This window comes from Myxococcaceae bacterium JPH2 (genome assembly GCA_016458225.1).
Classification (GTDB): Bacteria; Myxococcota; Myxococcia; order Myxococcales; family Myxococcaceae; genus Citreicoccus.
On the sequence record JAEMGR010000058.1, the window covers coordinates 1 to 12162 of the forward strand.

Annotated in this window: 7 protein-coding genes; 3 read left to right on the forward strand and 4 right to left on the reverse strand. The window is 72.1% G+C overall.

What is annotated here, in order from left to right:
• On the forward strand, positions 1–726 hold a 726-nt coding region (locus JGU66_35835; GenBank protein ID MBJ6766154.1), incomplete at its 5' end, for a sigma-54-dependent Fis family transcriptional regulator.
• Between the two features lie 3 nt (positions 727–729).
• Here JGU66_35835 and JGU66_35840 read toward each other — a convergent pair.
• The 4 genes from JGU66_35840 to JGU66_35855 all read right to left on the reverse strand — a co-directional run bounded on the left by JGU66_35840 (position 730) and on the right by JGU66_35855 (position 9378).
• Positions 730–2073: a serine/threonine protein kinase gene (locus tag JGU66_35840; protein ID MBJ6766155.1), complete on the reverse strand. Its 1344-nt coding sequence runs from the start codon at positions 2071–2073 to the stop codon at positions 730–732.
• Between the two features lie 3 nt (positions 2074–2076).
• The gene (locus tag JGU66_35845) at positions 2077–3552 is read right to left on the reverse strand and encodes a hypothetical protein (protein MBJ6766156.1); all 1476 of its coding nucleotides are present in this window, start codon (positions 3550–3552) and stop codon (positions 2077–2079) included.
• Positions 3553–3711: 159 nt separating this feature from the next.
• Complete coding sequence (locus JGU66_35850) at positions 3712–7512, reverse strand: protein kinase (GenBank protein MBJ6766157.1); 3801 nt, start codon at positions 7510–7512, stop codon at positions 3712–3714.
• Positions 7513–7527: 15 nt separating this feature from the next.
• Complete coding sequence (locus JGU66_35855; protein ID MBJ6766158.1) at positions 7528–9378, reverse strand: OPT/YSL family transporter; 1851 nt, start codon at positions 9376–9378, stop codon at positions 7528–7530.
• Positions 9379–9648: 270 nt separating this feature from the next.
• Here JGU66_35855 and JGU66_35860 point away from each other — a divergent pair, with 270 nt between their 5' ends.
• Positions 9649–11139 (forward strand): hypothetical protein, encoded by a 1491-nt coding sequence (locus JGU66_35860; protein ID MBJ6766159.1) that lies wholly within the window; start codon positions 9649–9651, stop codon positions 11137–11139.
• Between the two features lie 301 nt (positions 11140–11440).
• On the forward strand, positions 11441–12162 hold a 722-nt coding region (locus JGU66_35865; protein MBJ6766160.1), incomplete at its 3' end, for a hypothetical protein.

The following is a 12162-nucleotide window of genomic DNA, read 5'->3' on the forward strand; positions in this document are numbered from 1 at the left end:
AGCGAGCTGTTCGGCCACGAGAAGGGCGCCTTCACCGGGGCGGTGAACCGGCGCGAGGGCGTCTTCGAGGAGGCGGACGGCGGCACCGTCTTCCTGGATGAGATTGGCGAGTTGCCCGCGGAGCTGCAGCCCAAACTGCTGCGCGTGCTGGAGAACCGGGAGATTCGCCGCGTGGGCAGCAATACCTATCAGCCCGTGGATGTGCGGCTCATCGCCGCCACGCACCGCGACCTGCGCGCGGAGGTGAACGCGGGCCGCTTCCGCTCGGACCTCTTCTTCCGGCTGGCGGTGCTGCGCATCTCCATGCCCTCGCTGCGCCAGCGCCCCGAGGACCTGCCCGTGCTCGTGGACGGCATCCTCCAGTCATTGGGCTCGGAGCCGGAGCACACCGAGGCCCTGCGCACCCCGGAGTTCCTCGGGCGGCTGCGCCACGCGGCGTGGCCCGGCAACGTGCGCGAGCTGCGCAACTACCTGGAGCGCTGCCTCGTCTTCGAGGACACCGTGTCCCTCTCCGACGACGAGCCGCACCACTCGGGGCCGGTGGAGGTGGACCCTTCGCGCCCCTACGCCGAGCAGCGCCGCCACATGGTGGATGAGTTCGAGCGCCGCTACCTGCACGCGCTGCTGGAGAAGTATCCGGGCAAGGTCGCGCAGGCCGCGGTCACCGCGGGCATGGACCGGGTGCACCTGTACCGGCTGCTGCGCCGCCACGGCATCAAGCCCTGAGACTCAGCCGAGGGCGCCCACGCGCCACCGGTCCTCACGCCCAGGGACGGGCTCCAGCGCGAGCCCCTCCTCCAGGTCTCGCAGCACCGCGCCGCTGGCCACCACGCCGGCGGACTCGGACGGTGCCACCCAGTCCGGCAACCGCGCCAGGCCGCCCTCGGTGGAGCGCTCCGCGACGTGCACGGTGATGCTCAGCGGGGCAGGCAGCTTCGCCAACGCTCGCGCCGCACCCAGGACACGGGAGCGGAGTTCGCGTGCCGCCTCCGCGTCCGCTGGCAACGCGGCCATCACGAGCAGACATCCGCAGCCTTCCAGCCTCGCGTCCAGGCCCGCGTCTCGCGCGAGCCGGAGTGCTCGCTCCAGCGACGCATCCAGCGCGTCCAGCGACTCCGCCGACGCGAGCGCCTGCGCGCAACCCTCCGCGTACAGCGCCACCGCGTGCTCGGGCGCATCGCGCGAGGACGTGCCTCGCACCGCGCCGCGCAGCTCTTCCATCAGCGCGTCGACGTCCGGGTAGCGCTCCTCGCGCCGCTTGCGCAGGCACCGCAGCACGACCGCGTCCAACGCGGCGGGGACGGGCGCGCGCTCGCTGGGGCGCGGCGGCGGCGCGTGCAGGTGCTGCTCCTCGACTTCGTGTCGCGTGGGGCCCGGGAACGGCGGCTGCCCCGTGACGAGCTGGAAGAGGAGCACGCCCAGCGCGTAGAGGTCCGTGCGCGCATCGGGCACCTCGCCGCGCACCTGCTCCGGCGCCATGGACAACGGCGTGCCCATCGCCGTGCCGGTGTGGGTCAGCGTGGAGTTGCCCGGAGCGCCCGGGCGGAGTCCCTTGGCCACGCCGAAGTCCACCAGCTTCACCCGAGGAGACTCCCCGCTCCCGGCCAGGCGCATCACGTTCTGCGGCTTGAGGTCGCGGTGGACGACGCCCGCCGCGTGCGCCTCGCGCAGCGCCGCGCCCACCTGCTCCATCACCTCCAGCGCTTCACGGGGGGACAGCGGACCGCGCGCGGCCAGCTCCGCCGCGAGGTCCCTCCCCTCCAGCCACTCCATGGCGATGAAGGGGCGCCCATCCGCCAGGGTGCCGTGGCCCCGCACCTCGACGATGTGCGGATGGCGCAAGCGCTGGAGCGTCGCCGCCTCCCGGCGAAAGCGCCGCAAGGCGAGCGGCGCGAGCGACGCGTGGGAATGCAGCACCTTCAGCGCGGCGGGGGTGCCGTCCTGCACGTGCCGCGCACGGTACAGCGAGGAGACCGGCCCGGTGGCGTGCACGGACATCACCACCCACGGGCCCACGAGCGCGCCGGGGCGCAGCTCCTCGCCGTACAGCGCCTCTTCCCCGGAAGGGGCCATGCGCTACTTCGAGCCCTTCTTGCTCGGTATCCGCTTGCACAGCTCCGAGCCGGGGTTGGTCGAGGTCGGATCGCAAGGCATGTGGAGGAAGGTCGTCACCGGCTCCTTCCATAGCCCGTTCGTGGTGTCTCGGCATTGCTCGAAGTCGCCATCGCCCACCACGAGCGAGCCATCCTGCGACGCGCACTTGCCCGGGCTGCTCTCCGAGTTGCCCCAGCACGCCCCCACCACCGTGGTCGCGCAGTTGGCACCCGACGCCGGCAGCGCGCACACCCGATGGGTGGAGTACGCCGCCCCGTTCACCCAGGCCGGGTCGTAGCAGGAGTACATCTGCTTGTAGATGGCGCCCGGGATGACGACGTCGTCACCCTCGACCTCGTAGAAGGTCTGGTCTCCCTGGCGGTGCACCACCACCTCGACCTTGGTGGCCAGCGCCTTGGGGACGAAGAGGTTGCCGTAGAAGGCGCCCTCGCGGACCGAGTAGACCTGGGCCTCGGACAGGCCGTACTGCACGGTCGAGGTCGAGCTGGCCGACACCACCGCGAGCCCCGACGCCGCGCTGTCCCACGGGGCCGTCATCACGCTGAAGTAGCCGTCGCTCGGACACTCGAAGGTCAACGCCGGGGCGGACCCCGCGCAGCTCCCCTCGCTCTCGTCGATGAAGCGGTTCGCGTGCTCGTCACACCCCACCGTGCCCTCACAGACGCGCAAGATCATCCGAGCACCCGTGCTCGCGCCCAGCGTCGGGCCCGGGCACGCCGCCGCGCCGCCCGCGCCCACCGCCACGGTGGCGCCCGGCTGGCACCGGCCCACGGCGTCGGCCTTCCAGCCGCAGTCGCGCGAGGCGCCCTGGGTGCCCGTCGAACAGGCCGAGAAGCTCGACAGCTTCTGCGCCGTGTCCGGATCAAACTCGGCCGGAGCCGTCACCGGCTCCAGCGGGAAGCCACCGCCCGGCAACGACGAGGCCTCGCCTCGCATGGACAGCTCCACGCGCCGGCCCAGCGCGTTGTTGCGAGCGAGGATACAGCCCGACACGCGCCGCAAACACTGCGTGTTGGGCGACTGGGCCTCCCACATGGGGCACAGGCCTGCCTTGCCCTTCCACGCGCGCGCCGTGGACGTCAGCGGGTCATACCAGGGGATGTCATGCCCCGCGGGCAACGCGCAGCTCACCAGGTACTCCATGAACTTCTGCGCGTCCGGGTCGTGCAGCTGCACGCGAAGGTACGCGTCTCCCGTGGCGGGGTCGAACAACGCCGCGAGCGAGGCCGAGGACAGGAGCCCGTTGGCCTGGGGATTCGTGGAGATGGCGTTGAGGACGAGCGCGTCCGTGGACAGCGAGTTCGCGATGCGGATGTCCGCTCGCTGCGTGCCCAGTCCTGCTTCGGACTCGGAGGGCGCGGTGGGTCCACAGCCAGCCAGGGCCAGCAGCAGCGGCAGCACGCCGCGCATCAGGGAATCACGGAACCGGACGGCCATGGGCCCTCCTCCAGGGTGGAAGGGAAAGGAATGAGGCGAAGCGGAAGCACGGCCTGGGCCAGCCCGCACCCGCCCCCCCTCGCGCGGGGATACCCGCTGAGTCCGCCCGCAACTGTGGCGCCGAACGCCACAGCACTCGGGCGCGCGTGACATTCCACGCTACAGGGCATCGGCCACCCGGGCGCGCAGGGACTCGTAACGGGTGCGCCACAACGGGGCTCCCTCCACCGCCTGTCCGGCGCGCGCAAGCCAGGTCTGGGCCTCCGCGTTGCGCCCGGCGTGGAGTGCCCCCAGCGTGGCCTGGAGGAGGATCTCCGCCTTCTCGTCCGGGGACGCGAAGGGCTCCGCCTCATCCACCAGGGTGCTCCAGGCCTCGGTGTCCGCGGGGGACTCGCCCACCTGAAGCGCCACCAACCGGCGCATGACGGCGGTGGGTGGCAGGGACTCAGGCGGACAGTGCGAGGCGATCCACTCGAGGTGGCCTCGGGCCTCCGCCCGCTCGCCCCGGGCCGCGCTCAGCCGCGCCAACAGGAGGGCGTCCACGGGCACGGGGTGATCGCGAAAGAAGCGCACGCCGAGTTCGTGCGCGCGACGGGCCAGCGGGAGCGCCTCGTCCAGGCGGCCCTGCATGTAGAGGACCTCGGCCAGATTGAAGGTGGACCAGCGCTCCACCTGGGCGTGTCCCAGCTCGCGCCCCAGCGCCATGGCGTGGCGCAGGTCGTCCTCGATGCGGGCCATGTCGCCTCGGGACAGCCACAGGAGCACGCGGTTGATGCGCGTGGCGGCCAGATGCAGGGCATCGCCCGCGGACTCGCAGCGCATCAAGGCCTCCTCGAAGCGCTCGGCCGCTTCGTCGGGGCGCTCCAGGAAGGTGAGCGCCGAGCCCAGCAGCGCCAGTGCCACCACATGGGTCTCGTGGTCGCGCGCGGCCTCCGCGCCCTCCGCCACCGAGCCCAGAATCCGAGCGGCAGGCCCCCACTCACCCAGCCGCACGTGCATGCGGCCACGCGCCAGCGAGCAGCGCAGCGACAACCGGGGCGAGTCCAGTGACGCGATGCGCTCCAGCGCCTCGCGCGTGCACGCCCCCGAGCCCTCCGCGTCCTCCATCCAATCGCGCGCGGTGGCCTCCTCCAGCAACAGGTCCACCACCAGCGCCTCGTCGCCCCGAGCCCCGGCCAAGGCGCGCGCGGCCCCGAGGTCCGCCAATCCCTCGCGGAAGCGCTGGAGGCGGTGCCGCACCCGGCCTCGTCCCGCCAGCGCCAGGGCACGGCGCTCGGGGTCGGCCTCGGGCAACAACGCGAGCGCGCGTGTGTAGTGCTGCTCCGCTTCCACAGGCAGGTGCGCGCGACGGGCCTCCTCCGCCAACGCGAGGAAGGCCTCCACCGCCTCTTCGTGCGCGCCACAGGCAGCGGCGTGGTGCGCGCGACGACGACGGCGGGACGGGCCATCCGTTCCCGTGGCGTGCAGCGCGGCGGCGTGCAGTGAGCGGCGCGCGGCCGGTGGGAGCAGTCCCTCCAGGGCTTCGCGCAACAGGGGGTGGCGGAAGACGAAGTGACCCGGCTCGGACTCGCGCAGGAGCCCCGCGCGAGCAAGGCGGCGCAGCCCGGCGCCCGCGTCCAGCGAGCCCAAGCGCGCCGCGTCTTCTCCCGGGCCCAGGTGGCGCAGCGCCGCGTCCACCCGTTCCACATCGACCTCGGTGCCGAGCACCGCACACAGCCGGGCCAGCCCCTGATGCACCTCGGGCAGCGCGGCGAGGGCGCGCGCGGCGAGGCGCTCGAACAGTGGCGTGACCGACACGTCGAGCAACGCGTCCGGCGCGATGTACCAGCCGCCTCCCGGCGAGGCTCGCAGTGCCCCCGCCGCACGAAGCGCACCCGCGACTTCCACCAGGGACAGCGGCACGCCCTGCGCCAGGCGCTCCAATCGAGCCAGGACAGGCTCGGGCACGTGCTCCGCGGGGCGCAGCAGGTGGAGCAACAGGGCGCGAGTGGACTCGGGCGACAGCGGTGGCAGCACGTGCCGCGAAGCACGCGCGCTCCGGTCCCCCAGATGCGGACGGAGCCCCAGCAGCGCGGGGCGCCCCACCACGCACACCCACAGCGGCGCGCGGCCACCTGCCAGTGTCGTCAACTCGAGCGTGTCCAGGCTGGTCGGGTCGGCCAGGTGCGCGTCATCCAGCAACAACACCCGAGGCGCTTCTCGCGCACGCTGGAGCAGCTGCCCCGCGAGCGCGCGCGCGGCGGAGGGACGGTGCCCTTCGAGCGCTTCGGGTGCGGACGCAGAGGCAGCAACCAACGCCTCGACCAGCGCGTCTGGCGCGGAGGCATCCGGCGCAGGAGCGCGCAGCCGGACCACACGAGCGAGCCCCTCTTGCCCGAGCCGCGAGGCCAGCGCCTCGACCAAGCGCGTCTTGCCGTGCCCCACTTCGCCCGTCAGCACACAGAGACCGGGCACCGCCTCGGAAAGACACCCCCGAGCCTCCGCGACGAGGACATCGAGCAGCGCTTCGCGCCCCAGCAGCGGCGGCGCGACAGGCGCATCCGACGACGCCCGATCATCCCGGGGGCGCAGTCGAGCGAAGCCCTCCAGCGACCCACGCTTCAGTGACGCGGCCAACGCATCACGCTCGGGCGACGCGTCCAGCGCTTCGCCTTCCAGTCGCGCGGCGGCAGCGTCGCTGACGAGCACAGCGCCGGGCTCCAGCGACTCGGGCCACCACGAATCGGGCGCAGCCAGCGCTTCACCCGCCACGCGCGGAGTGGCCGCACCCGGCCGCACGTGCGCGGTCGCGAGGTGGAGAATCGCCGCGCTCTTTCGCTCCTCCTCCAGCAGCCGACGCGCTGCGAGCACGGCGGCGCGCAGGTTCGCCTCCGCGGACAGGGACTCTGGAAACGCCACCAGGTAGCCCCCGCCCCAGACACGCGCGAGCGCTCCTCCGTGCGATTCGATGGCGGCCCGGAGCACCTCCACCGACGCGGGCGTGCGCACGCCCAGGAGCGCCACGGGACGAAGCCCTACCGCATCCAGCGGCGCGGGCAGCTCGTCGCGATTCACCTGGAGCGGCGGCGGCGCCTCCATCCGGCAGGCGGCATCGAAGGACTGAAGCACCTCCGAAGCCCGCGCGAAGCGCTCCGCCGGGGCCTTGGCCAAGCACCTTCGCAAGAGCGCATCGAGCGCCAATGGCACATCGGCGCGCTCGGAGGCCGCGGGAGCACGCAGGCTGACGTGGCCGTGTCGGACCGCGTCCGGCCCGCCCGTGAAGGGCGGCGCTCCCGTGAGCAGCTCGAAGAGGAGCACGCCCAAGGCGTAGATGTCCGCCGCGGCGCCAGCCTCACCGGTCTCCAAGCACTGCTCCGGGGCCATGTAGTGCGTCGTTCCCTGACGCCACGGCGCCCCCGGCCCATCGCCGATGCGGGCCAGTCCGAAGTCGAGCAGGCTGAGCGCCCCGCCCTCGCGCAGGAAGACGTTCTCCGGCTTGAGGTCGTGATGCGCCAGCCCCGCGGCGTGGACCGCCTCCAACGCCGCGCACAGCCCCGACAGCAGCTCACGCACGCGAGGCGTGGACGCGGCGCCCGTGCCGGGCAGCTCGGACATCCACGCGGCCAACGTCTGCCCACGCAGGCGCTCCAGCACGAGGAACGGGCGGCCACCGACGGTGCCCTCGTCCAACAACTCCGGCGCGATGGGCGCGCCCACGCGACGCAGCGCCTCCGCCTCGTGCGCGAAGCGACCCGGGCGCGGTGCCCGAGCCACCTTCAGCGCCACCTCGCGCCCGTCGCCCTCTCGCACCGCGGTGAAGACGTGCGACGAACCTCCGGTGCCCAGCAGCGTCGCGCTGGTGAAGCCGGGCACATCCGGGAGCGGCACAGGCGCGGCCGGCGGCACGGGCGCGGGGCGCTCGCCGTGCACGGGACACACCGCTCCGGTGGAGAGGCGGCGGTGGCAGACCGGACAGCGCATGGACGATCCCCGAGGCTACCAGAGCGACTGTGTCAGGACGATGACGACGCCCACGAGCCCCTCGCCCGCGATGAGGCCCGCCGCCAACGTCACCAGGGACTCTTCCGCATCGGGCCTCACTCGACGAACACCCTCCGTGGCCAGCGCTCCCAGGAAGAAGCCCAAACACGTCGAAGCCGGCAGCAAGCACGCCAGCGAAAGCCCCAGCGGAGAGGGAACCCAGGACCGCACGCGCTCCGGCAGCACGCGCTCCGCGAGCGTCAACACCACGGCCCCCAGCGCCGCCAGGGCCATGGCCCAACGGGTCTCGGGAGCCAGCGTGCCCAGCCCTTGAGCCAGGACCTTCGCCATGCTGGCGGTGACAGTGGCCGCCGGCGCCGGGAAGCGTGCTCCTCCCAGCGCGGAGACGTCCGGCACCAACACGAAGAACAGCGGCACCACGGCCGCCGCGCCCACGACGGTTCCCAAGAGCTGCGCGAGGAACAAGCGCCGCGGATGCGCGCCCAACAAGTGTCCCGTCTTCAAGTCCGTGAGCAGGTCCGCCGCGGACGAGGCCGCGTTGACGGTGAGGCCCGCCGTGGCCAGGTTGGCTCGCACGTCATGCGGCAGCAGTACGCCGTACGTCACCTGCGTCACCTGCCCCAGCGCCCCCACCGGGTTCGCGTCCGTCTCTCCGGTGACGCGGCACGCGATGAGGCACAACCCGAACGACAGCGCCACCGCCAGCAACGCATGCGGCACGGGCACACCAAAGCCCACCCGCGCCACCGCCACCGTCGCGGGCGTCAGCACCGCCACGCCCCCCACCCACCAGCTCCGCGGCACCTGGAGCGAATCCACGGGGTGCGCCGAGCCCCCACTGAGTCCTCGCAGCACCCGCGCCAGCGCGCCCCCTTGCAGCGCGAACTGCGCCAGCGACGCGGCGGTGAGCGCGGCGGCACCCGGCCACAGCGTCCACCCCAGCACCTCCCCCACTCCGCCGTCCGCGGGCACGAGCCCCAAGGCGAACGCGCGCGGCGCACCCCCCCCGTGCACCAACAACGCGCCCAGCAGCAACGACGCCGTGGTGCGCAGCCCCAAGAGCGCGCCCGCGCCCACGGGCAAGAGGCTCGTCTCCAGCGCGAAGCCCAGTCGCTCCAACGGAATGCCCCCCACCGCGCCGGGGAACGCGAACGCGATGGGCAGCCGTCCCAAGCCGTCGCGCAACACGGTGAGCAGCCCGGCCACACCTCCGCCCAACCCCAGCGCCCGCAGACGCGAGCGCGCCCCCTCCCCCGTGGCGTGCAGCGCGCGGATGGCGGCGGCCGCGGCGGTGCCGGTGGCGAAGGGGAGCTGCTCGCGGTCCACCAGTTGGCGCTTGAGCGGCACGGCGAAGAACACCCCCAACGCCGACACCAGGAACGTCCACGCCAGCAGCGCCCAGCCCGCCGGGTGATGCCCCGTGGTGAGCAGCCACGCCCCCTGCACCGACACCAGCGCGCCCCCCGTCGCATACCCCGCGGACGATGCCACCGCCTGCGCCGAGCACGTCTCCAGCGCGGACAGCGGCGCACCCGCGGCCCTGGGCCACAGCCTCCGCAACGCACCATGCCCCGCGTGAGTGAGCAGCGCCGCGGTGACCGCCACACCAAACGCGAGCCCCGTCTTCAGGCCCGCATAGAGGTTGGTGGCGCAGGTGAGCACCCCGATGAGCGCCCCCAGCCCCACCGCGCGCGGCGTGAGCTGGGCGAGCCCCTCACCGCGATAGACGTCGCGCAGCCAGCGCGTGTCCGCGTCCTCCGGCCGAGAGTCCGGAAGGTCCACCGTGGGAGCTGGGGTGAAGGGCGCGGCATCCTCGGATGCGGCACGAGGGGCGGACGGTGCCATGTGACGCCATCTTTCCACCCTGTTCCCCCGGCGACGAGCCCTCGCTGTGACCTTTCATGTCACGACCGCCCTAAACATGTAACTTAAGAAATAACAGGAAATAATTAAATACTGGACATATCGCGGCGCGGCGTCCTAGCGCGGGGTGGCGGGGTCCTCGCGAGGCACATGCGTTGCTCTGGGGAGGTGCGCAGTCCACGGCCGTGACCGCTGCGCCGGACTTCGCCGGCATGGGGGGCGGCCTCACTCGCAGCCCGCCACAGAGGATCCATGCCTCATTCCATCCACCGCCCTCACCTGGGCACCGCTCTCACCTTGCTGGCCGTGGTGACGTTCGCCTGGGGAGGTGCCGCACAGGCGCAGACCTATACGGGTGGCATCGCGGACAACTTCGTCGCGCCCACCGAGCCCTCGTCGCCCAGCGCGGGGCTGCTGGCGTGGATCGCCGCCAACTACACGTACCCCGGCTCGCGGCCCTATGACTCCATGGTCGTTGACCGGTACTTCGGCACCACGTTCCCGGGCCTTACGCGCAATGGCCGCATCTGCGGCGCCACGCTGCGCACCACGGTTCGCAACGGCGACACCAATGACTCGCTCGGGCTGCTCTTCATGGGGCCCGCCGGCACGCCCCTGGCCACGGGCTGGGGAGACTCGCTGGTCAACCTGGGCGTCCCCTTCGGCGCCACGGGCACCATCACCCTCAACCTGGCGTCGCTGCCGGGCGGCGCCAACCTCCTGCCCACGCTCAACGCCCAGGGCTTCCTCGACGTCATCGTCCAGGACGACAGCGCGGTGGACTTCGTCACGCTGACCATCACCCCGTGCCGCACCGACGTCTTCATCCGCGACAACGCGTCCGACGTGGGCACCGAGCCGGGCGCGTACGGCGCCTCGGGCATCTGGAGCAGCCCCGACATCCGCATCTGCCAGATGCCCGGCTGCGTGGGCAACCAGAACCCCGAGTTCGGCCAGCCCAACTACATCTACGTGAAGCTCAACAACACCGGCCCCAACGCGCCCGTGGGCAACCCCGGCGTGGGCACGCTGATGCTCTACTACACGGCCTCCGGCGGCGGCGCGGTGTGGAACACCGACTGGAACTTCATCGGCAGCCTCAACGTCACCGTCCCCGCAGGCGCGGTGGGCTACGAGGTCCCCGTCATGTGGAACACCGTCCCTGCGCCCGGCCACTACTGCCTGTTGGCCCGCTGGGTGTCGGTGTCCGACCCGATGACGTTCGCCGAACTCATCCCCTCCAACACCGTCAACAACACCATCCGCAACAACAACATCGCGTGGCGCAACGTGAACGTGGTGAACCTCAACCCGCTCGTCGCCTCGCAGGACTTCGACTTCCGCGTGCGCAACATCCTGCGTGAGCGCGCCAGCGCCGCCTCCCTGGAGGTCCGCGTGCCCGCCGGTCCGTCCTTCCTCGACCGCGGACAAATCACCCTCACCCTGCCCCCCGAGCTGTGGTCGACGTGGAACCGCAAGGGCACGGGCTTCCAGGTCATCGGCGAGGGCATCGTGCGCGTGACGAGCCCGAGCGGCGCGCGGCTCGACGGCCTCCAACTGGCGCCCCAGGCCGGCCCGTTCGTGCGCGTCACCTTCTCCGCGGCGGAGGATGTCCGCGCCGCCCCGGCGCAGCCGTTCACCGTGCAGGTGGTCCAGTACGCGGAGACTGACGAGGCGCCCGGCCAGGTCCTCGAGGTGGGCGGCGTGGGCTACGACATCAGCCTGGGCGTAGCGAAGCAGTAACGCGGGCACCGACGCATCGGAGCAATCGGGGGCGGGCCGCGCACGTCGCGGCCCGCCCCTTCGCGCGCTGCCCCTCGCTGTGACATTCCAAGTCACAACCAAGACATGCGAGCAATTGAAGGAATCTCAGCAAGAATTTGAATGACGGGCAGGTCGCGGCGTCATCGTGGGCGCCATTCGGAAACTCAACGCCCATGCGTTGCTTTGAAGGGTGGCGTGCAGTCCACGGCCGTGACCGCCGCGCCGGACTTCGCCGGCCTTGGGGGAGGCGGCCGCACCCGTCACTCGCAACAGGAGACCCATGCTTCAATTCATCCACCGCCCTCGTCTGGGCACCGCGCTCGCCGTGTTGGCCATGGTGGCGCTCACCTGGGGAGGTGCTGCTCGAGCGCAAACCTATACAGGCGGCATCGCGGACAACTTCGCCGCGCCCACCGAGCCCGCGTCGCCGAGCACAGGGCTGCTGACGTGGATCGCCGCCAACTACATGTACCCCGGCTCGCGGGACTACGACGAAGCAGGCGCGGATCGGTACTTCGGCACCACGTTCACGAACCTCACGCGCAACGGCCGCATCTGCGGCGCCACGCTGCGCGCCCAGGTCTTCAATGGCGGCCTCAACGACTCGTTCGGGCTGAAGTTCGTGGACTCCAGCGGCGCCCTCCTGGTCCCCGCCTGGGGACGCAAGTTCGGCACCCTGGGCGTGCCCTCTCAGACGACGGGCACCATCAACCTCGACCTGGCGGCGCTGCCGGGCGGCGTCAACCTCCTGCCCACGCTCAACGCCCAGGGCTTCCTCGACGTCACCGCCGATGACGACAGCGCGGTGGACTACGTCACGCTGACCATCACCCCGTGCCGCACCGACGTCTTCATGCACGACAACGCGTCCGACGTGGGCGCGGAGCCGGGCACGTACGGCGCGTGGGGCATCTGGACCAGCCCCGACATCCGCGTCTGCCAGAACGCCGGCTGCGTGGGCAACGAGAACCCCGAGTTCGGTCAGACCAACTACATCTACGT

What these genes read in the sequence shown, in the direction of transcription:
- JGU66_35840 (MBJ6766155.1), bottom strand. Translation starts at nt 2,073, where the DNA reads ATGGCCCCTTCCGGGGAAGAGGCGCTGTACGGCGAGGAGCTGCGCCCC.
- JGU66_35845 (MBJ6766156.1), bottom strand. Translation starts at nt 3,552, where the DNA reads ATGGCCGTCCGGTTCCGTGATTCCCTGATGCGCGGCGTGCTGCCGCTG.
- JGU66_35850 (MBJ6766157.1), bottom strand. Translation starts at nt 7,512, where the DNA reads ATGCGCTGTCCGGTCTGCCACCGCCGCCTCTCCACCGGAGCGGTGTGT.
- JGU66_35855 (MBJ6766158.1), bottom strand. Translation starts at nt 9,378, where the DNA reads ATGGCACCGTCCGCCCCTCGTGCCGCATCCGAGGATGCCGCGCCCTTC.
- JGU66_35860 (MBJ6766159.1), top strand. Translation starts at nt 9,649, where the DNA reads ATGCCTCATTCCATCCACCGCCCTCACCTGGGCACCGCTCTCACCTTG.